The 21,519-nt window shown below is 64.5% G+C and carries 17 protein-coding genes; 9 read left to right on the forward strand and 8 right to left on the reverse strand.

The window, feature by feature from the left end:
• Positions 1-181: 181 nt before the first annotated feature.
• The 3 genes from AC0L2F_RS17085 (at position 182) to ybaK (ending at position 5,368) form a co-directional block, all read left to right on the forward strand.
• Positions 182-1,891 (forward strand): NADH-ubiquinone oxidoreductase-F iron-sulfur binding region domain-containing protein, encoded by a 1,710-nt coding sequence (locus AC0L2F_RS17085; protein ID WP_473249147.1) that lies wholly within the window; start codon positions 182-184, stop codon positions 1,889-1,891.
• Positions 1,888-4,656: a formate dehydrogenase subunit alpha gene (gene fdhF / locus AC0L2F_RS17090; protein WP_063993721.1), complete on the forward strand. Its 2,769-nt coding sequence runs from the start codon at positions 1,888-1,890 to the stop codon at positions 4,654-4,656. Before AC0L2F_RS17085 ends, fdhF begins: the two co-directional genes overlap by 4 nt.
• 238 nt (positions 4,657-4,894) lie before the next feature.
• On the forward strand, positions 4,895-5,368 hold the full coding sequence (gene ybaK / locus AC0L2F_RS17095; protein WP_473249148.1) for a Cys-tRNA(Pro) deacylase: 474 nt from the start codon (positions 4,895-4,897) through the stop codon (positions 5,366-5,368).
• Positions 5,369-5,381: 13 nt separating this feature from the next.
• Here the strand turns inward: ybaK and AC0L2F_RS17100 are convergent, their stop codons facing one another.
• Positions 5,382-6,089, reverse strand: a complete 708-nt coding sequence (locus tag AC0L2F_RS17100; RefSeq protein ID WP_473249149.1) for a GntR family transcriptional regulator — start codon at positions 6,087-6,089, stop codon at positions 5,382-5,384.
• A gap of 155 nt (positions 6,090-6,244) precedes the next feature.
• Between AC0L2F_RS17100 and tcuA the strand changes: the two genes are divergently transcribed.
• Positions 6,245-7,636 carry an FAD-dependent tricarballylate dehydrogenase TcuA gene (tcuA, locus tag AC0L2F_RS17105; protein ID WP_473249150.1) on the forward strand — a complete coding sequence of 464 codons (1,392 nt, stop codon included), beginning with the start codon at positions 6,245-6,247 and terminating at the stop codon, positions 7,634-7,636.
• Entirely contained in the window at positions 7,623-8,729 is a 1,107-nt protein-coding gene (gene tcuB, locus AC0L2F_RS17110) for a tricarballylate utilization 4Fe-4S protein TcuB (RefSeq protein ID WP_473249151.1), read from the forward strand. Before tcuA ends, tcuB begins: the two co-directional genes overlap by 14 nt.
• 3 nt (positions 8,730-8,732) lie before the next feature.
• Here tcuB and AC0L2F_RS17115 read toward each other — a convergent pair whose 3' ends face one another.
• The 3 genes from AC0L2F_RS17115 to AC0L2F_RS17125 all read right to left on the reverse strand — a co-directional run bounded on the left by AC0L2F_RS17115 (position 8,733) and on the right by AC0L2F_RS17125 (position 13,305).
• The gene (locus tag AC0L2F_RS17115) at positions 8,733-9,407 is read right to left on the reverse strand and encodes an esterase/lipase family protein (protein ID WP_473249152.1); all 675 of its coding nucleotides are present in this window, start codon (positions 9,405-9,407) and stop codon (positions 8,733-8,735) included.
• A gap of 5 nt (positions 9,408-9,412) precedes the next feature.
• A complete protein-coding gene (locus AC0L2F_RS17120) occupies positions 9,413-12,817 on the reverse strand; it encodes an acyl-[ACP]--phospholipid O-acyltransferase (protein ID WP_473249153.1) in 3,405 nt (1,134 codons plus the stop codon).
• A 221-nt stretch (positions 12,818-13,038) separates the two neighbouring features.
• A complete protein-coding gene (locus AC0L2F_RS17125; RefSeq protein ID WP_063993716.1) occupies positions 13,039-13,305 on the reverse strand; it encodes a hypothetical protein in 267 nt (88 codons plus the stop codon).
• 51 nt (positions 13,306-13,356) lie between these two features.
• Here AC0L2F_RS17125 and AC0L2F_RS17130 point away from each other — a divergent pair, with 51 nt between their 5' ends.
• A complete protein-coding gene (locus AC0L2F_RS17130; RefSeq protein WP_084777376.1) occupies positions 13,357-13,977 on the forward strand; it encodes a TetR/AcrR family transcriptional regulator in 621 nt (206 codons plus the stop codon).
• Between the two features lie 14 nt (positions 13,978-13,991).
• Here AC0L2F_RS17130 and AC0L2F_RS17135 read toward each other — a convergent pair whose 3' ends face one another.
• From AC0L2F_RS17135 to AC0L2F_RS17145, 3 genes are all read right to left on the reverse strand, one after another.
• A complete protein-coding gene (locus AC0L2F_RS17135) occupies positions 13,992-15,299 on the reverse strand; it encodes a GGDEF domain-containing protein (protein WP_473249154.1) in 1,308 nt (435 codons plus the stop codon).
• 244 nt (positions 15,300-15,543) lie between these two features.
• Complete coding sequence (gene pncB / locus AC0L2F_RS17140; protein WP_473249155.1) at positions 15,544-16,848, reverse strand: nicotinate phosphoribosyltransferase; 1,305 nt, start codon at positions 16,846-16,848, stop codon at positions 15,544-15,546.
• Between the two features lie 51 nt (positions 16,849-16,899).
• Positions 16,900-17,844, reverse strand: coding sequence for a LysR family transcriptional regulator (locus AC0L2F_RS17145; protein ID WP_473249156.1), 945 nt, complete (start codon positions 17,842-17,844; stop codon positions 16,900-16,902).
• Between the two features lie 94 nt (positions 17,845-17,938).
• Here AC0L2F_RS17145 and pcaH point away from each other — a divergent pair, with 94 nt between their 5' ends.
• Positions 17,939-18,727, forward strand: coding sequence for a protocatechuate 3,4-dioxygenase subunit beta (pcaH, locus tag AC0L2F_RS17150; RefSeq protein WP_473249157.1), 789 nt, complete (start codon positions 17,939-17,941; stop codon positions 18,725-18,727).
• A 4-nt stretch (positions 18,728-18,731) separates the two neighbouring features.
• The gene (pcaG, locus tag AC0L2F_RS17155) at positions 18,732-19,358 is read left to right on the forward strand and encodes a protocatechuate 3,4-dioxygenase subunit alpha (RefSeq protein WP_473249158.1); all 627 of its coding nucleotides are present in this window, start codon (positions 18,732-18,734) and stop codon (positions 19,356-19,358) included.
• Positions 19,359-19,363: 5 nt separating this feature from the next.
• Here pcaG and AC0L2F_RS17160 read toward each other — a convergent pair whose 3' ends face one another.
• Complete coding sequence (locus AC0L2F_RS17160; protein WP_007606553.1) at positions 19,364-20,269, reverse strand: helix-turn-helix domain-containing protein; 906 nt, start codon at positions 20,267-20,269, stop codon at positions 19,364-19,366.
• 48 nt (positions 20,270-20,317) lie between these two features.
• Here AC0L2F_RS17160 and pobA point away from each other — a divergent pair, with 48 nt between their 5' ends.
• Positions 20,318-21,490: a 4-hydroxybenzoate 3-monooxygenase gene (pobA, locus tag AC0L2F_RS17165; protein WP_473249159.1), complete on the forward strand. Its 1,173-nt coding sequence runs from the start codon at positions 20,318-20,320 to the stop codon at positions 21,488-21,490.
• Positions 21,491-21,519: the final 29 nt, after the last annotated feature.

Below are 21,519 nucleotides of genomic sequence, written 5' to 3' on the forward strand. Positions count from 1 at the left end.
CTAGAGACGCTCTAAATTGTCTTGCATCTGGCATGCCAGAGATTAGAGTTGCGTTAAATTTGGCTTGGTCGGCGGGACGCGGGAACCGGTGGTTCCGCTGATCGAGTCAGGAAATGAAGACTGATCGCCTTGGCGGTCCGGTCCAAACTCACCACGCATTTGAAGAGAACGCGACGTCTCCATGAGCAGCAACGACGACGTTCACAAGGTTCGCGAGTTCGAACATCCCGGCCAGGGACGGAAGCGCGCCAAATCCACGCCCAAGGGACGGCAGGTCGACCCCACCGCCGCGCACGAGATCGCGCAGTTGCTCGGCGACAGACCGCGGCGTCGCGACCTCTTGATCGAATATCTGCATCTGATCCAGGACAAGTATCGCCAGATCTCGGCTGCGCATCTCGCCGCGCTCGCAGACGAGATGAAGCTCGCGTTCGCCGAAGTGTTCGAGACCGCAACCTTCTACGCGCATTTCGACGTGGTGAAGGAAGGCGAGCCTAACATCGCCCCGCTGACGATCCGCGTCTGCGATTCGCTGACCTGCGCGATGCTGGGCGGAGAGAAGCTGCTCGCCGATTTGCAAGATGCGTCCGGTCCCGGCATTCGCGTCGTGCGCGCGCCCTGCGTCGGCCGCTGCGATACGGCGCCTGCCGCGGAAGTCGGACACAACTTTGTTGACCACGCGACGGTCGCCAATGTCATGGCGGCGGCGAATGCTGGCGACACCCACGCGCATCTGCCCAAATATATCGGCTATGAGGCCTATGTCGCCGACGGCGGCTACAAGCTGCTCAATCGCCTGCGCTCGGGCGAGCTGCCGACGGACGACCTGCTGAAGGCACTCGACGAGGCCTCGTTGCGCGGTCTCGGCGGCGCCGGCTTCCCGACGGGGCGCAAATGGCGCGCGGTGCTTGGTGAACCCGGCCCGCGGCTGATGGCGATCAACGGCGACGAGGGCGAGCCCGGCACGTTCAAGGATCGCGTCTATCTCGAGAGCGATCCGCACCGCTTCATCGAGGGCATGCTGATCGGTGCGCATGTGGTGCAGGCCTCCGATATCTACATCTACCTGCGCGACGAATATCCGGCCTCACGCGAAATCCTCGAACGCGAGATCGCGAAGCTGCAGCCGGGCGGTCCGACGCTGCACATGCGCCGCGGCGCCGGCGCCTATATCTGCGGCGAGGAATCCTCGCTGCTCGAGAGCATAGAGGGCAAGCGCGGCCTGCCCAGGCACAAGCCGCCTTATCCATTCCAGGTCGGCCTGTTCGGGCGGCCGACGTTGATCAATAACATCGAGACCTTGTGGTGGGTGCGCGATATCGTCGAGAAAGGCGCTGACTGGTGGAAGGGCCACGGCCGCCATGAGCGGCACGGCCTGCGCAGTTTCTCGGTCTCGGGCCGCGTCAAGAATCCGGGCATGAAGCTCGCGCCTGCTGGCATCACCGTGCGCGAACTGATCGACGAATATTGCGGCGGCATGGCCGATGGCCATCAGTTCTACGCGTACCTCCCCGGTGGTGCGTCCGGCGGCATCCTGCCGGCGGCGATGGGCGACATCCCGCTCGATTTCGGCACGCTCGAAAAATACGGCTGCTTCATCGGCTCTGCCGCGATCGTGATCCTGTCGCAAAAGGACAGCGTGCGCGCGGCCGCGTTGAACCTGATGAAGTTCTTCGAGGACGAGAGCTGCGGCCAGTGCACGCCGTGTCGCGTCGGAACCCAGAAGGCCGCGCTGCTGATGCAGCAACCGGTCTGGAACCGCGCTCTCCTGGACGAATTGAGCCAGGCGATGCGCGATGCCTCGATCTGCGGGCTTGGTCAGGCGGCATCGAATCCGCTTGCCACCGTGATCAAATATTTCCCTGACGAGTTCAAGGAAGCGGCCGAATGACCAAGATTACGTTTGAGCTCGACGGCAAGCAGGTCGAGGCCAATGCAGGCGAGACGATCTGGCAGGTCGCAAAACGCCACGGTCGCGAGATTCCGCATCTGTGCTATTCGCCGGCGCCGGACTATCGCCCCGATGGCAATTGCCGCGCCTGCATGGTCGAGATCGAGGGCGAGCGCGTGCTCGCGGCGTCCTGCAAGCGCACGCCATCGGTCGGCATGAAGGTGAAGACCGAGAGTGCGCGCGCGGTTTCCGCGCAAAAAATGGTCATGGAGCTACTGGTCGCCGATCAACCGGCGCGCGAAACCTCGCACGATCCGGACTCCAAATTCTGGCACTGGGCCGAAACCACGGGGGTCACCGAGAGCCGCTTCCCCGCCGCCGAGCGTTGGGCGACCGACGCCAGCCATCCGGCGATGCGCGTCAATCTCGATGCCTGCATCCAGTGCGGCCTGTGCGTGCGCGCCTGCCGCGAGGTCCAGGTCAACGACGTCATCGGCATGGCCTATCGCAGCCACGGCTCGAAGATCGTGTTCGATTTCGACGATCCCATGGGCGAGTCCACCTGCGTCGCCTGCGGCGAATGCGTGCAGGCCTGTCCGACCGGGGCCCTGATGCCGGCCGTAATGCTGGACGAGAAGCAGACCCGCGTCGTCTATGCCGACAAGAAGGTGGATTCGCTCTGCCCGTTCTGCGGCGTCGGTTGCCAGGTGACCTATGAGGTCAAGGACGAGAAGGTGATCTATGCCGAGGGCCGTGACGGCCCGGCCAATCGCAATCGTCTCTGCGTCAAGGGCCGCTTCGGCTTCGACTACATCCACCATCCGCATCGCCTGACCAAGCCGCTGGTGCGGCTGCCGAACGCGAAGAAGGATTCCAACGACCAGGTCGATCCGGCCAATCCGTTCACGCATTTCCGCGAAGCGAGCTGGGAAGAAGCGCTCGAGATCGCGGCCAAGGGCCTCGTCAAGATCCGCGACGAGAAGGGCGTGAAGGCGCTTGCCGGCTTCGGCTCGGCGAAGGGCTCCAACGAGGAGGCCTATCTGTTCCAGAAGCTGGTGCGCACCGGCTTCGGCTCCAACAACGTCGACCATTGTACCCGTCTGTGCCACGCCTCGTCGGTCGCGGCGCTGTTCGAAGGCCTGAGCTCGGGCGCGGTGTCGGCGCCGTTCTCGGCTGCGATGGACGCCGAGGTGATCATCGTGATCGGCGCAAACCCGACCGTGAATCATCCTGTCGCCGCGACCTTCATCAAGAATGCGGTCAAGCAGAACGGCGCAAAGCTGTTCGTCATGGACCCGCGCCGGCAGACGCTGTCGCGCCATGCGACCAAGCATCTGCAGTTCAAGCCGGGCTCCGATGTCGCCATGCTGAACGCGATGATTCACACGATCATCACCGAAGGGCTGACCGACGACCAGTACATCGCCGGCTACACCGAGGGGTTCGAGGACCTCAAGGAGAAGATCAAGGAGTTCACGCCGGAGAAGATGGAGGCGATCTGTGGCGTCCCGGCGCAGACCCTGCGTGAGGTCGCGCGAACCTATGCGCGGGCAAAATCGTCGATCATCTTCTGGGGCATGGGCATCAGCCAGCATGTCCACGGCACCGACAATGCGCGCTGCCTGATTGCGCTGGCGCTGATCACCGGCCAGGTCGGCCGCCCGGGCACCGGCCTGCATCCGCTGCGCGGCCAGAACAACGTTCAGGGCGCTTCCGATGCCGGTCTGATCCCGATGTTCCTGCCGGACTATCAGCCGGTCGGCCGCGACGACATGCGCGGTGCGTTCGAGAAGCTGTGGGGCCAGGATCTCGATCCCGTGCGCGGCCTGACCGTGGTCGAGATCATGAACGCGATCCATGCCGGCGAGATCAAGGGCATGTATATCGAGGGCGAGAACCCCGCGATGTCCGACCCCGATCTCCAACATGCGCGCCAGGCGCTCGCGATGCTCGATCATCTCGTGGTGCAAGATCTCTTCGTCACGGAGACCGCGTTCCACGCCGACGTCATCCTGCCGGCCTCGGCGTTTGCCGAAAAGGAAGGCTCTTTCACCAACACCGATCGCCGCGTGCAGCTCGCGCGCCAGGTGATCAAGCCGCCGGGCGATGCGCGGCAGGATCTCTGGATCATCCAGGAGATCGGCAAGCGCATGGGCCTGCCGTGGAATTATGCCGGGCCCGGCGATGTCTTCACCGAGATGGCAGAACTGATGCCGTCGCTGAAGAACATCACCTGGGAGCGGCTGGTCCGCGAGGGCGCGGTGACCTATCCGGTCGACGGTCCCGACGTGCCCGGCAACGAGATCATCTTCACCACGGGATTTCCGACCGCGAGCGGCCGCGGCAAGATCGTGCCGGCTCACGTCATCCCGCCGGACGAGATCCCCGACGCCGAATATCCGATGGTGCTCTCGACCGGCCGCGTGCTCGAGCACTGGCACACCGGCTCCATGACCCGCCGCGCGCAGGTGCTCGACCAGATCGAGCCCGAGGCGGTCGCGTTCATGTCGCCGAAGGACATGCACAGGAAGAAGCTCGCGCCGGGCGATTTCATCCGGCTCGAGACCCGCCGCGGCGCGGTCGAGGTCAAGGTCCGGTCCGACCGCGACGTTCCCGAGAATATGGTGTTCATGCCGTTCTGCTACGCGGAAGCGGCGGCGAATTTGTTGACAAATCCGGCGCTCGATCCGTTCGGCAAGATCCCGGAGTTCAAGTTCTGCGCGGCCAGGGCCGAGCGCGCCGAAATGCGCGACGCGGCGGAGTAGGACGGCGGGCGGTCGTTAGGCGGCGCGAGGATCCATCCAATATCCGGCGTCGTCCTGGCGAAAGCCAGGACCCATACCGCGTGATCCATCGATTGTGGCTGGTCGCAGTACCGGGCTAGAATTTTCGCTAAACACCCCCCTGGGGTAACGGGTCCTGGCTTTCGCCAGGACGACTCGGAGAGAGAGTGCGCCGTACTCGTCCCTTCGCTCCTAGCAGCGGCGGTGGTAAACATCGTCCATGTCCAAAGCCACCCCAGCCACACGCGCGCTCGCGGCCGCCGGTGTTGCCTTCACCGTCCATACCTACGACTACGATCCCGATGCCGAAAGCATCGGCCTCCAGGCGGCTGCCGCACTCGGCGAGGATCCCGCGCGCGTCTTGAAGACGCTGATGGCGCTGGTCGACGGCAAACCGGTCTGCGTGATCGTCCCGTCGGACCAGGAAGTTTCGATGAAGAAGCTCGCCGCCGCGACAAGCGGCAAGTCGGCGCAGATGATGAAGCCGCCGGAGGCTGAGCGCCTCACGGGGTACAAGGTTGGCGGCATCAGCCCGTTCGGGCAGCGGAAGCCCGTGCGCACCGTGATCGAGAGAAGCGCGCTTGCGCATGACCAAGTGTACGTCAATGGCGGTCAGCGTGGGCTGCAGGTGCGGCTCAGTCCAGGCGATGTGCGGGACGTGTTGGAGGCGATTGCCGCAGAACTGGTCGCCTGAGCGCCGGGCTCTGCTACTGCTTTTGCAACAGCTTTAGCCGACAGCGTAGCGCTTCGCGAATGTGTGTGCGCGCGAGCTGCTCCGCTTTGCTGCCGTCGCGAGCCGCGATGGCGTCGATGATGGCCTGGTGCTCACCGTGGCTGGTCGAGGGGCGGCCGGATACCGTGAACGTGGTTGGACCGAGCAGGGCGATCCAGTCCTGCAATTCCCGTGAAGCGTTATCGAGATAGCGGTTGCGCGCGGCGCGGCAGATCGCTTCGTGGAAGGCGCGGTTGAGCCTTGCCATTTCTCTTGCCATTTCTCCTGCCATCTCGGCCGCGTCGGTCTCGGACGCTTCGACAAAAGCCTGCTCGATATCCCTGAGTGCATCGATCTCGGGCGTCGAGGCGTGCTCGGCGGCAAGTCGGGCGGCGGCGCCCTCCATGATCTCGCGCATGGCGTAGAGTTCGAGCACCTCGGAGATGTCGAGGTTGCGTACGATCAGGCCGCGGCCTCCGGCAGGTTCGACGAACCCGCGTGCGGCAAGCCGCCCCAGAGCTTCCCGCACCGGGGTGCGGCTGACCTTCAGCCGCTGGGCGACCTCTTCCTCGCGTAGGCGGTCGCCCGCGCGGTAGCTGCCGGCCTGCAGCGCCTCGCAGAGCGAGCGGAACACGGCCTCGCCGAGCGCCACGCCCCCGCCGCGCGCGATCGAGCCGCCTGCCTTTTTCGGACGTCTTGCCATCCATCCTCGTGGGCTCGCGCATCCTGCCCATGCAGCGGTGCCACTTGCCGGACGTCTGTATATCTTTGTATACAAAGGTGCGCAATGGCCAACCGTATTGACCGGGGCCGCCGGCGGGCAGAATGTCTCCAACTTCGTCGCATCGGGCAGACGGCATGAGCAGCAAATACGATGTGCTGGTGATCGGCGGCGGCAACGCGGCGCTGTGCGCGGCGATCAGCGCGCGACGCGGTGGGGCGTCGGTGCTGGTGCTCGAAGGCGCGCCAAAATTCTATCGCGGCGGCAACACGCGCCACACCCGCAACATGCGCTGCGCCCATGACGAGGCGACCGAAATCCTCACCGGCCCCTACACCGAGGAAGAGTTCTGGGAGGATCTGCTGCGCGTCACCGGCGGCCAAACCGACGAGGCGCTCGCCCGGCACATGATCCGTGAGTCCAAGGATATCTTGAACTGGATCGTCGAGCAGGGCGTGCGCTGGCAGCCCTCGCTCGGCGGCACGCTGAGCCTCGGTCGCACCAACTCGTTCTTCCTCGGCGGCGGCCGCGCGATGCTGAACGCGCTTTATCTTACCGCCGAGAAGCTCGGCGTCGAAGTCGAATACAACGCCGAGGTCACGGACCTCGTGATCGAGGACGGCATGTTTCTCGCCGCCCGCCTCAAACGGCCGATCAAGGGCAACACCGAGATCCGCGCGACGTCACTGGTCGCCGCCGCCGGCGGGTTCGAGGCCAACATCGAATGGCTGAAGCAATATTGGGGCGAGGCCGCCGACAATTTCCTGATCCGCGGCACGCCCTATAACCGCGGCTCAATCCTGAAGATGCTGCTCGACAAGGGCGTGCAGGAGGTCGGCGATCCCACCCAATGTCATGCGGTCGCGATCGACGCCCGCGCGCCGAAATTCGACGGTGGCATCATCACGCGCCACGACTCCGTCGTGTTCGGCATCGTCGTCAACAAGCACGCGCAGCGTTTCTATGACGAGGGCGAGGACATCTGGCCGAAGCGCTACGCAATCTGGGGCCGGCTGGTCGCCGCGCAGCCCGACCAGATCGCCTACATCATCTTCGATTCCACCGTGGTCACGAGCTTCATGCCGACGCTGTTCCCGCCGATCGCGGGGCAGACCGTGGCTGAACTTGCCGGCAAGCTCGAGCTCGATCCGGCCGCGCTGGAAAAGACCATCACCGAATTCAACGCCGCGGTGCAGCCCGGCACCTTCGACCACACCATTCTGGACGATTGCCGCACCGAAGGCATCACACCGCAGAAGACGCATTGGGCGCGGCGGATCGAGACGCCGCCCTATCTTGCCTATCCGGTGCGGCCCGGCATCACCTTCACCTATCTCGGCACGCGCGTAACCCGGGAAGCGCGCATCTTGATGGCTGACGGCAAGCCGTCGGCCAACATGTTCGCGGCCGGCGAGATCATGGCCGGCAACGTGCTCGGCAAGGGCTATGCCGCCGGCATGGGCATGACCATCGGCAGCGTGTTCGGGCGGATTGCAGGACGGGAAGCGGCGAAACATGCACGGAACTAGAATTCTCGACGAAGCCGACCGGCTGATGACGGTCTGCAATTCGTGCCGTTACTGCGAGGGTCTTTGCGCGGTATTTCCCGCCATGGAGATGCGCCGCGCCTTCTCCGACGGCGACCTCAATTATCTCGCCAATCTCTGCCATGGCTGCGGCGCCTGCTACGTCGACTGCCAGTTCTCGCCGCCGCACGAATTCAACGTCAACGTCCCGCACACGCTGGCGATCGCGCGCGCGGAATCCTATGCGGTCTATGCCTGGCCGCAGGCGCTGTCCGGTGCCTTCGCACGCAACGGTCTCGTCATCAGCATCGTCGCCGCGCTGAGCATGGCCGCCTTCATCCTCGGCTTCGCGGCCCTGAACGACCGCAGCGTGCTGTTTGGCGTGCACACCGGCCCCGGCGCGTTCTACAAGTTGATGCCGCACAACGCGATGGCGGCGTTGTTCAGCGCCGCCTTCCTTTATGCGATCTTCGCGCTGGTGATGAGCGTGCGCGCGTTCTGGCGGGATATCGGCCCGCCCATCGGCGGCCGTGCGGACGGTGGCTCCATCTTTCAGGCGATGCGGGACGCTGGTGAGTTGCGCTATCTCCATGGTGGCGGCGTCGGCTGCTACAATGAGGATGACAAGCCGACCGACCGGCGCAAGCTTTTCCATCACCTGACCTTCTACGGTTTCCTGCTCTGCTTCGCCGCGACCTCGGTCGCCACGCTGTATCACTATCTGCTCGGCCGCGAGGCGCCGTATCCGTGGTGGGATTTGCCAGTGGTGCTCGGCACGCTCGGTGGCCTCGGCCTGATCATCGGCCCGATCGGCCTGTTCGTCGCCAAGATGCGGCGCGATCCGGCGCTGCTCGACGAGCAGCGCTACGGCATGGATGTCGGCTTCATCGCCATGCTGTTCCTGACCGGCTTCACCGGCATGCTGCTTCTGATTCTGCGCGAGACTGCAGCCATGGGGCCGCTGCTGGCGCTGCATTTGGGTGCAGTGTTCGCGCTGTTCATCACCATGCCCTACGGCAAGTTCGTGCACGGCATCTATCGCTTCGCGGCGCTGGTGCGTTACGCGCAGGAGCGCCGCAGTGAAGCCGGCTCCTGAGATTCAGACGGTGCGGAAGCGGCCGTCGCGCAGGAAGGCGATCGTCTGTTCGATCGCGGCGGCGTGACGCGGAAGTCCGGTATGGGACGCCTTGACGACGATATGGTCGGCCATGCCGGCAACCATCGCGCCTTGCACTGAGACCCGTCCGTCATTCGGCTTCGGCAGAACCAAGAGGCCGGCGACGGGATCGATGAAGCGGCTTCCCGCGATCACGCCGACGGGATAGTCCACGGGGGGAAGGGCGTCGGGCCGGGGCGTGGACGTGGTGGTGAGTTCGAGTCCGGCCGGGCCGTAGAATGCGCTGTAGAGGCGAGATCGGCTGAGGAGATCGGCGACCTCGCTGCCGCCGTTTGGCGTGCCCAGCATCACCACGCCGGCAAGCCGGTCCGGACGATATTTTGCGATATAGGCGCGCGTCACCAGACCGCCCATCGAATGCGCGACGAAATGCAGCGCCGCCTTACGCTCGGCGAAGCGGGCGACTTCCAGGTGAATATCGTCCGCGAGCGCCGCGATCGGCTTGCGGCGGCTGGCATAGTCGATGTTGAGCGTTGCGAAGCCACTTGCCCGGAGCGCCCGTTCCAGTCTGGTCAGGGACGCCGAGGTGCGCGCGATGCCGTGAAGCAGAACCACTCCCGGGCATCGCGCCTCGCCTGATTGAGGCGCCTCGTGCATCTCGCTTATGCCACCTCGCGCTCTGGTCCAGACGCCTGCTCGCGAGCCATCGTCGTTGCGGTGACGTAGTCGGTCTTGCCGGTGCCGAGCAGTGGCACCTTGTCCACCACCATGATCGCCGCGGGCACAGTCAACTCAGAGGCGCCGATCGCCTTGGCCTGGCCCTGCATCGCACTGCGCTCGGCGTTCTTTTCAGTTGTCAACAGCACGATGCGCTCGCCCTTACGCGGGTCGGGGATCGACACCGCAACCGATGCGGCCTGCGGCCACAGGGTCGTCGCGATGTTCTCGACCGCGGACAGCGAGACCATTTCGCCGGCGATCTTGGCAAAGCGCTTGGCGCGGCCCTTGATGGTGATGAAGCCGGCCGGGTCGATCGCCACGATGTCGCCGGTGTCGTGCCAGCCCTCGGCGAGCGGTTCGAGCACGCCCGGATTTTCGGCCCTGAGATAACCGAGCATCACGTTCGGTCCGCGCACCGACAGGCGGCCGCCGTCCTCGATGCCGGGGACTGGGTCGAGGCGGCTTTCCATCAGCGGCGACAGGCGTCCGACCGTGCCGGGACGATTGGCCATCGGCGTGTTCATTGCCAGCACCGGCGCCGTCTCGGTGACGCCATAGCCTTCGAGGATGCGGATGCCGTAACGCTCCATGAAGACCTGCCGGGTGCGATCCTTGACCGCCTCGGCGCCGGCGATCACCAGGCGCAGCGTACGGAAGTCATAGGCATGCGCCGAGCGTGCGTAGCCGGTGAGGAACGTGTCGGTGCCGAACAGGATCGTGGCGCCGGTCTGGTAGATCAGCTCGGGCACGATCCTGTAGTGCAGCGGCGAGGGATACATGTAGATCGGAATGCCCGCGAGCAGCGGCATCATCATTCCGCCGGTCAGCCCGAAGGAGTGGAACACCGGCAGCACGTTGAACACCTTGTCATTGGCGTTGGCATCGACCCGCGCCAGCGCCTGTGCGGCGTTCGCAAGGATATTGCGGTGGGAGAGCACCACGCCCTTGGGCGTGCCTTCCGAGCCCGACGTGAACAGCACGACGGCCGGATCGCTCGCCTGGCGGACGACTCGCGGCGCGGTGCCGGCGAGCAGGCCCTTGATCTTGTCGGCCGTGCCGATCGAGGCGCGGACATCCTCGAGATAGACGACGCGAACTTCCGCGGAGATCGCGGCCATCAACTTGTCGAGCTTGCCCTTCTCGATGAAAGCTTTCGACGTCAGCACGGTCTTGACCTGTGCGGCTTTCATGGCGGCGAGCACATTGACCGGGCCAGCCGAGAAGTTGAGCATCGCCGGCACCCGGCCGATGTTTTGCAGCGCCATGAAGACGACGGCAACGCCTGCGGAATTCGGCAGCAGCACGCCGACATTCTCGCCGACAGCGGTGCCGTTCTCCAGCTTTCGGCTCAAGACCTGGGCGCCCAGGATCAGCTTGCGATAGGTCAGCTTGGTGCCGAGCGCGTCCTCGACGATGACCTTGCCGGTGTCGCGGTCGCGATAGGCGTGTCCGAGCGCCTCGAACAGGGTGTGATCGAGCATGGCGTTCTTTACCATGGCGTCGATCATCACGTCCTGAAGTGCCGCGCCGGCGGCATTGCGGCGCGCCTTGCCCTTGAGCGCCGCGTCGACCGGAAGCTTGACCGGCGGCAGGATGGTCACGGTCACTCGCGGAAACCACGAGCGCTTGATCTGGCTGCCGTTGAGATAGCTGAGATGCGAGCGCTGGGCGCCTTCGATGCGGACCGGGACGACGACCGCGTCCGACTTGTCCGCGATCATCGCGGTGCCGTCATAGACCTTCATCAGCGAGCCGGAGACGGTGATGCGTCCTTCGGGGAAAATCACCACCGGCTCTCCGGCGGCGACGAGCTTGATGAGGTCGCGCGCGGCCAGCGGCTTGCTGGGGTCCATGGTGTAGTGCTTGACCACCCGCAGGAACGGCTTGGCCCACCAGGCCTTGGCGATGCCGGTATCAACGGCGAAGCTCGCGTCGATCGGCAGCACGGCGTGCAGCAGCGGGCCGTCGATCAGGCTGACATGGTTGGGCGCGATCAGCATGCGCGTGCCAGCAGGCGGCAGGTTCTCCAGCCCGCGGACCTCGGTGCGGAACAGCGCGCGGAACAGCAGCCCGCCAAAGTCACGCACGCCTTCCTTGCCCCACTTCGTCAGCACGAACCAGACTGCGCCGAAGCTGGCGCCGCCGAGACCGAAGAAGATCCAGCCGATGTGCAATCCGCCGGCCTGCAGCAGCGCGACGAAAAGCGAGCCGGCCACCATGAAGGCGGCCTGCAGCACGTTTCCGGCGGCGATGATGCGGGCGCGCTCGGAGGGGGCGGACCAGGCCTGGACGGCGGCGAAGGACGGCACGACGAACAGCCCGCCGCCGAATGCGAAGGCGACGAAATCGACCAGCATGCGCAGTCCCGCGAACGAGGTTGCGAAGTCGCCCGCGGTGATGTCCTGCCCCTTGGCGGTCACGCCGATCGCCCATGCGAGGTCGATGCCGGCAAACCCCATCATGATGGCGCCGATCGGCACCAGCGCGAGGTTCGGGCGAACGTGGCTCAGATTCGCGGCGAACAGCGAGCCGATGGCAATGCCGATTGCGAAGATCGCGAGACACAACGTCACCACGCCCTCGGTACCACCGATGACCTCCTTGACCAGCGCCGGCAGCAGCGAGAGCACGATGGCGCCCACCAGCCAGAACCAGGAGACGATCACGGTGCCGTCCCACAGCCGGTGGTCGGCGTGCAGCGTCTTCAACAGGCCGAGCGTCGAGGTCCAGGGATTGGCGTTGACCGGCAGATCGGGTGCGGACGGCGTCGTCGCGGGAATGCGGGAGGCGAAGGCCCAGGACAGCAGGGCCAGCACGACCACGGCCGATGCGACCCAGCCCATATGCGCGGAGCCGGCCACGAACTGGCCGCCGGCAACGGTGCCGAGCAGGATAGCCATGAAGGTCGCGCCTTCGACCAGCGCGTTGCCGGTCGCGAGCTCGCCGAGCTCGAGCTGATCCGGCAGCATCGCGTATTTCACGGGACCGAACAGCGCGGCGATGACGCCGAACAGTGCGAGCGCGGCGAACAGCAGCGGCACCGAGTGCAGGAAGAAGCCGGCCGCGGCAAAGCCCGCGGCGAAGATCTCGGCGAATTTTAGCCGCCTTGCGACGACGGATTTGACGTATTTGTCGGCGAGCTGGCCGCCGAGCCCGGACAGGATGAAATAGGGGAAGATGAAGACGGCGCCAGCGACCGTCACCAGCGCATCACCGTGGCCGGTTGCGGCGCTGTAAAGCAGGATGATGACGAGTGCGTTCTTCAGCACGTTGTCGTTCAGCGCCGAGAAGAATTGCGCCCAGAACAGCGGCGCGAAGCGGCGTGACGACATCAAATCCCTGATCATGACTAGTCCTGTTTTGGAAACGCTGTCTGAGCTTGTTTCATTGTCGGGTGGGCCGTCGGGACCGGAAGAGATGCGACGGGCATTTGCGGGTTGACGACGATCGTCCCCGGCCTGCTCTGCGCCTTTGCCTTCCGATCCTGTTGGTCTCCGCGTGGCGACGTTTGGTTCGCAAATGGTTGGTCGCGGCTCTATCACGCCCCGGCAAGGGTGGCGTGCGCGCCTCAGGTGAGATGGGCGAGGCGGCGAAAGGGCGAGAGGCGGCCGAGCAGGCTGATGTGGCGGCCCTCATGACGGGCACGGCCGCGGTTGGCCCGCCACATCCGGAAGGTCGCCCGGCGCTCGGTCAGGACGCCGGCAATGTCGCAGGCATTTGCAATGCGATCGATCGGCCCCGTCGCGAACCGTAGGAAGGCGCGGCCAAATCCGGTCACGAGAGCTGTGGCGTCATCGACGAGGGTGGAGGCGATATCAACAGCGAGGGTTTGCATTTTGCAGGTCTCCGGGTTAAATTGAACATTGTTCAAATGAGTATCCTGAAAATGAACAATGTTCAAGACGAATCGTTGCGGGACCGAAAAAAATCTCGACGGCGGCAGCAGATCGTGGAGATCGCTCGCAGCATTATTGCGACTAAAGGACTGAAATCGTTGAAAGTCCGGGACGTCGCGGACGCCGCCGGCTGCTCGGTTGGAAGTGTCTATAACGAGTTCGGCGACTTCGACGGCGTGATCCTGACCGTGAATCGGGAGACCGTTAATGCGCTGACGGTGCGGCTGCGCCAGGTTCCGGCCGAGGATCCGGTTCGCCAGCTCTACGGGCTGGCTGCGACCTACCTCGAATTCTTCGCGGGGCACGCCAATCTGCTGCGCTCGCTGTTCGAACATCGGATGGAGGACGACCGCCCTTACCCCGATGACATCCTTCAGATGGTGATGGACGCCTTCGCGTTGATGCACGCGCCCCTGGTGCGGCTGCTTCCGAATGCAGACGACGTGCAGATCGCGCTGCTGTCACGCACCCTGTTTTCCGCCGTGCACGGGATCATCTCGCTCGGCCTCGAAGAGCGCATGCTGGCCGTGCCACCGCAGATGCTGCGCCAGCAGGTCGAGCAATTTCTGGATGCGCATCTCGCGGGGCTCGGGATTCTGCCAGTACGATAAAGTGCTGAGCGCTGCTACGCGCTGGCGGCCTTACGCTGCCGCGAGGTGACGACGACGACGTCCGTCGTCCCGTTGTCGACCTGAACAATGTTGCGTCCGTTCTCCTTGGCGCGATAGCAGGCGGCATCCGCACGCCGCATCGCGTCCTCGAGGGTGGTGTTGCCGTCGGTGATGCAGGTAACGCCGATACTGGCCGTCACTGCAAAGCAACGATCATCCCACGCGAAGACAGATAGCTCGAGCGACCGGCGCAGCCGTTCGGCGATATCCACGGCGTCGTACGGCGTGCATTGCGGAAGGATTAAGCCGAATTCGTCACCGCCGAGCCGGGCTACCAGGTCGTGCGGCCGCCGCTCCTGTTGCAGGAGACGCGAGATCTGGCAGAGCAGGCGGTCGCCGGCGAGGTGACCGCAGCTGTCGTTGACCTCCTTGAACTGGTCGAGATCGAGCAGGATCAGGCCCAGCGAACCCGCCGCGGTGTCGTCCAACTCGCTTTGCAGGCGGGCCTCGAAGGCGCGGCGGTTGGACAAGCCGGTCAGCCAGTCGTGCGACGCCTGCCAGGCCAGGCGCTCCTTCTCGGCATGCAGGGCATCCTCGAACGCCTGTCGTTGCAGCACCAATCGCCGCGTGTGCCAGATCAGCAGCAGGATCAGCGTCACGGCCGTGACGACATTGATGCCAGTCAGCGTCATCTTGATGGCGCGCGAACCTTCGCCGAGGACGGTGGAGAACCGGTTGGCGTGCACCGTGAACTGAGTGTTGAGCTCCGAGAGCCGCGACGACAATAATTGCAGGCGGTTGCCGTCCTGAACCGCCCCGTTCCTCAATTCTGACCGGATGACCTCGCCGAACACGCTCAGCTCCAGCAGCATAGGGTCGGTGGCAGCCCACTCGCGGATCGCTTCCTTGAGAAAGCTGACCTGTTTGAAGTAGCGAAACAGCCAGATCAGTCCCGGCACGTCATCGGGATGGTTGCCGCCTTGCAGGAAGCCGATGCGGGCGGCCTCGACGTCCACCGGATCGCGCTCGAGCGCCCAGCGCGCGAATTCGTCGCCGATGGGAACGGCCAGCGAGGCCTGATACTGCGCAAACTGGCTGGCGTCGCCCGAATGCAGATAGAGATTGAGGAAATAGACGGCGTTCTTCTGCGAGCGTGACCACAACGCTTCGCCCGCGACATAGGCGCGGACTGAGGACATCACCTCCAGGCTAAACCCGGCGATCGCCGCCTGCAGCAGAACGACCGTGACGAAAGGCGAGACGAGCTTGATGACGTGAAGGAAGCTGCGTCCCTTTGTCGACGGCGCTGTTCTGCGAAACACTTTGCGTTCCCCAAGTCGCTCAACGACCCCAGCGGAGCGATCCGCTCATAACGCGGATGACCCACGAAAGGTGCTTAACTCGACTTGAAAATGCCAGGAGACTGCATCGCAGGGTGAAGGCGTTGTGAACTGGATGCTTGCAGATCGTCGCAAATGCCGCCGAACCGGAACTGACGCGGCATCGGCGCGCCGATGTCGCGCATTTGCCCCAAGTGGTTTACCTGATGGAGAGATTGCTCTGGCGCTAGACCAGCACCGGCTTGCGCACGCGGCCGGCGTCGCCGAAGACGCGCAAATAACGTTCGATCTCGGAAGGCAGGCCGGTCGCCTTCTCGGGATTGTCGGAAAGCTTGACGGCCGGATGTCCGTCGACCGACGACACCTTGCACACCAGCGAGATCGGATCGAGGTTGAACGAGCCGTCCGGCGTGCAGCCGACGAAATCATTGGTGAGATTGGTGCCCCAGCCGAAGGAGAGCCGTACCCGGCTGGCGAAGTGGTGGTAGGTCTCCTCGATCGAGCCCACGTCCATCGCGTCGGAGAAGACCAGCAGCTTGTCCCTGGGATTGCGGCCCTTCTGCTCCCACCATTTGATGATCTCCTCGCCGGCCTGTATCGGGGGCGCGCTGTCGGGGCGGAAGCCGGTCCAGTCTGCGACCCATTCCGGCGCATCGCGCAGGAACGCCTTGGTGCCGAAAGCGTCGGGGAGCGCGATCAAGAGGTTGCCGCCATAGGTCTGGCGCCACTGGTCGAGGATGCGGTAGGGCGCCCAGCGCAACTCCTCGTCGTCCCTGGCCAGCGCCGCCGCGACCATCGGCAGCTCGTGTGCGTTGGTGCCGATGGCTTCGAGATCGTTGTCCATCGCGAGCAGCACGTTGGAGGTGCCGATGAAGGACGGTCCCAGGCCTTCCTTCACGGCCTCCACGCACCATCGCTGCCAGAGGAAGCCATGGCGGCGACGGGTGCCGAAGTCGGAGAGCCGGAGGCCATCAAGCTTGCGCAGGCGCTCCACCTTGGTCCACAGCTTGGCCTTGGCGCGGGCATAGAGCACGTCGAGCTCGAAGCGGCCGCGGCCCTTTATCGCTGCGCGCGAGCGCAATTCGTTGAGGATGGCGAGCGCAGGAATCTCCCACATCGTGGTATGGCTCCACGGCCCGTGGAAGTGCAGCTCGTACTGGCCTTCGACCTTGCGAAGCTCGTATTCGGGCAGCCGGAATTCGGCGAGCCAGCGGATGAAGTCCGCCGAGAACATGTGGGTCTTGCCGTAGAAAGTATTACCGGCAAGCCAGATCAGCTCTTTCTTGGTGAAGCGGATGGTGCGGGCGTGGTCGAGCTGGGCGCGCAGCTCGCCCTCGTCGATGATCTCGGCGAGCCGGACATGGCGCGATCGGTTAATGACCGAGAATGTCACCTGCTGGTTCGGGTAAGATTCCCGAATCATTTGCAACATCAATAGCTTGTAGAAGTCGGTATCAAGCAGGCTGCGGATGATGGGATCCAGCCGCCAGCTGTGATTGTAGGTCCGGCTCGCAATGTCGGTCACTGTCATGGGGGAATTCTAGCGTGGCCGCCCCGGCGCAACCAGTGGGTTTGACGGGGATCAGGTTTTCGCGGGGACGGGGTGCGAGGCCGTCGCCGCCACGGTCTCGAGCTGGCTTCTGATCCAGCGATGCGCCGGGTCCTTCTGATAGCGCTGGTGCCAGACCATGAACATCGGCAGCTCGGCCAGCGTTCGCGTGCGCGAGGCCAGCGGAATCCGCACATGCGCGAAGCCGTGCATCACGCCGGGCGCCAACAGGCTCGGCATGCTCGCCAGCATCTGCGAGCCACGCAGGAAGGACGGCACGCCGGAGAAGCTCGGCACGGAGATCGCGATGTCGCGGTGGAAGCCGTCGGCTGCAAGCCGGCGATCGAAGTCGAGCCGCTCATTGTCAGTGTAGACCACCGTGATGTGACGCGCCGCGAGATAGGCGCCGCGCGTAGCCGGCGCGGCACGCGCTTTGGAGTCGTAGTAGCAAACGTAATGGTCTTGCAGCAGGCGCTTCTGCACGATGTCCACGCCGGATGGCGGTAGCGGCGTGATCAGCAGGTCGCAGCGGCTTTCCCGCAGCATCGCCGGCGAGGGCGACTGCGAGGGGATCACGCGCAGGTTCAGGCTCGTCACTTGCGCGGCGACATGATCGAAGAACCGCGGCAGCAGCAGGTCGCGCTGGAAGTCGTTCGCGGCGATTGTCAGCGAAAGCTGCGCGCTCGCCGGCTCGAACGTGACGCCACCGGCAAAGCTCCTCATCTCGTCGATCAGCGCTCGCGCCTTTGCGGCGAGCGCCTGGGCGTGCGCCGTAGCCACAATGCCGCGGCCGGATTTGGCAAACAGCGGATCGCCGACGATCCGCCGCAGCTTATTCAGGGCGTGGCTGACCGCGGATTGCGTCAGGCCGAGCCGCGTTGCGGCCGCCGTCACCGAGCCTTCTTCCAGTACGGCTAGGAACAGCTCCAGCGCGTGGCCATCGAGCGCCAAATGATCGATTTTTTTCATGGTATTCATTATAATCGATCTATTTATCTTGAGAATAGCCTGCGTCATCATCTCCCGATAAGCCGTGCGCCCCAACGGGGCGCCAGAGGGAGAGACAACGCCGATGCATGCCCAGGCGCCAGCCTTGCGGGATCCCCGCCTCAACCGCCCCGCGCCGTTCACGCCACCGCTTGGTGACGGTGGCTTCTTCCAGCGCGACCGTTCCATGCATCCGCCGGCGCACGCGCCGGGCTACAAATCCTCGGTGCTGCGCTCGCCGCGCCAGGCGCTGCTGTCGCTTGAGAACTCGGTCTCGGAGATCACGGGGCCGGTGTTCGGGCACAACGACCTCGGCCCCCTCGACAACGATTTGATCCGCAACTACGCCAAGGACGGCGACCCCGTCGGCGAGCGCATCATCGTCCACGGCCGCGTGCTGGACGAGACCGGCCGCGGCGTCCCGAATACGCTGGTCGAGTTCTGGCAAGCCAATGCCGGCGGCCGCTACCGGCACAAGAAAGACACGTATCTGGCGCCGATCGATCCGAATTTTGGCGGTTGCGGCCGCGCGCTGACCGACGACACCGGCTACTATTATTTCCGCACCGTGAAGCCTGGACCCTATCCCTGGCGCAACTACGTCAACAGCTGGCGTCCTGCTCACATCCACTTCTCGGTGTTCGGCTCGGGCTTCGCACAACGCCTGATCACCCAGATGTACTTTGAGGGCGATCCCCTGATCCCGGTCTGCCCGATCCTGACGACGATCCCGGACAAGGATGCGCTGGAGCGCCTCGTCGCGCCGCTCGACCTCAACGCATCGGCTCCGTTCGACTCGCTGGCCTACCGCTTCGACATCATCTTGCGCGGCCGGCGCTCCACTTACTTCGAAAATCGCACCGCAGGGAACTAGGTCCATGCCGCAGCCGCTCAACTACCTCAAGGAAACCGCCTCGCAGACGGCCGGGCCCTACGTGCATATCGGATTGATCCCGGCCATGGCCGGCTTCGACATTTTCGAGAAGAACTTCTCCAACGTGCTGGTGACGCCGAACACGCAAGGCGAACGCATCACGCTGGAGGGCAAGGTGATCGACGGCAGCGGCACGCCGCTGCGCGACGTGCTGCTGGAGATCTGGCAGGCGAACGCGGCCGGCCGCTACAACCATGCGGCCGATCGGTCGGCCGGCGCGCTGGACGAGGAATTTCGTGGCTGGGGCCGCGCCGGCTCCGACTTCGAGAGCGGTCTCGTCACCTTCGAAACCATCAAACCGGGCGCGATCATCGACAAGACGGGCCGCAGAGGCGCTCCGCACATCAATGTCTGGATTGTCGCGCGCGGTATCAACATCGGTCTCAACACGCGCCTTTATTTCTCGGACGAAGAGGCCGCCAACGCCGCCGACCCCGTGCTCAACCTGATCGAGCAGCAGGTCCGGCGCTCGACTCTGATCGCAAGGCGCAGCGAACGCGCCGGAAAGATCGTGTATTCCTTCACGATCAATTTGCAGGGGCCGGAAGAGACGGTGTTCTTCGACGTGTGATCGTCTCAGGTCTCCTCGCCGTGGAGCTGCGCGCGAAAGGCGCGCGGTGACACGCCCGTGGCGGCGGCGTAGACCCGGCTGAAATAGGCGGGGTCCTCGAAGCCCAGCGCATAGGCGATCGTCGAAACCGGCAAATTGGTGTAGACGAGGTTGCGCCGCGCTTCACGGATCAACCGGTTGAGGATCAGGTGAGAGGCGGTGTCGCCGGTTGCTGCCCGCGTCACCCGGTTGAGATGGGTCGGCGTGATCGACAGCGCACCCGCATAGTCCGCGACGCTCCAGCGTTCCAGATGATGCTGTTCCAGCAGCGCTTCGAAGCGGCGGAATAGACCGCTTTCAGCCGTGCCGTTGCCACCGCTCTCGCCGGTGAGCGCGCGGGCCACCAGCCCAATCATGGCCGCCGACAGTGCACGCAGCACATGCGCTCGGCCGAAATCGCGCGCGGCATGTTCGGCAAAGATCTGCTTCATGGTGGTCCGGATCTGCGGCGTGCCGCGCATCACGGCCGAGCGCGATAAGGCACCGCGCAGTCCTTCGGAGGCGAGCAGCGCTTCGTCCAATATTTCCGCGGCGATGGTCAGTACCCAGCCCTGGGTATCAGGAACGAAACGGAAGCCATGGACGTGGCCGACAGGTACGTTGACGATCTGCATCGGCTTCAGCTGCACCACGCGCCCGTCGAGCGTGGCTTCGCCGCCTCCGCGCTCGATCAGCAGCACCTGGTGCAGCCGGGCATGGCGGTGCACGGCCAGCGTCCAGTCGTGCAGCACCGAGCGCGACGCTATCGTCTCGCAATGCACGACATCGGGCAGATCGCCGGACTCGCCGAACAAATTGTAGACCCGGATCGCCGGGGCGGGAGCTGCGCTTCTCATGTTCGAATAGTACAAGATAAAGACGAAAGCCTCCATCGGTCAGCGGCACTGAATCTGCAAGAAAGTGCCGAGGAGGACGCAAAAATGAAAGTCCAGGTCTGTATCATCGGCGGCGGGCCGTCCGGGCTTCTGTTGTCCCAGCTTCTGCACCTCAAGGGCATCGACACGGTCGTGCTGGAAAAATACAGCCGCGACCACGTGCTTGCCCGGATCCGTGCCGGCGTGCTCGAGCACGGCTTCGCCAGGCTGATGCGCGAGGCACAGTGCGGCGAGCGGATGGACCGCGAGGGCGAGATCCACAAGGGATTCGAGATCGCCCATGACAGCAAGCTCTCCCAGATCGACCTTTACAAGCATTCCGGCGGCAATTCGGTGCTGGTCTACGGCCAGACCGAGCTGACGCGCGACCTCTACGAGGCGCGCGACCGCCTCGGCGGCAACGTCGTGCACAATGCCGAGGACGTGACGCCGCATGACCTGACCTCGGACCGGCCGTACGTGACCTATCGTTCGAATGGGGAGACCGTTCGAGTCGATTGCGACTATATTGTCGGCGCCGACGGCTTTCACGGCGTCAGCCGCAAGTCGATCCCGAAGGACGTGCTGCGGGAATACGAAAAGATCTATCCGTTCGGCTGGCTCGGCGTGCTGTCGCGCACGAAACCGGTCTCGCCGGAGCTGATCTATGTGAAGCACGAGCGTGGCTTCGCGCTGTGTTCCTTGCGGTCGCAAGTGCTGAGCCGCTACTACGTCCAGGTGTCGCTCACCGACAAGGTGGAGGACTGGAGCGACGATGCGTTCTGGGCTGAGCTGAAGCGTCGTTTGCCGGACGAGGTAGGCGGCCGCTTGATCACGGGGCCGTCCATCGAGAAGAGCATCGCGCCGTTGCGCAGCTTCGTCGCCGAGCCGATGAGCTACGGCCGCCTGTTTCTCGCCGGCGATGCCGCCCACATCGTGCCGCCGACCGGCGCGCGCGGGCTGAACAGCGCCGCCTCCGACATCTATTATCTCTACCACGCCATGCTCGCGCACTATCAGAACGGCGATGATTCCCGGCTTCAGGGCTATTCCGCAAAGGCGCTGGCGCGGATCTGGAAGGCGCAACGCTTCTCGTGGTGGATGACGATGCTGCTGCATCGCTTCCCCGACCGTTCCGAGTATGAAGACAGACTTCAGCAGACGGAGCTGGAGTATCTGCTGTCGTCCGAGACGGCGCAGCGCCTGCTGGCGGAGAATTATGTGGGGTTGCCGTTCTAGCGTGGAGTGGACCCGAAAAGCGGTGCGAC

It is taken from the genome of Bradyrhizobium sp. Ken64, assembly GCF_055807555.1.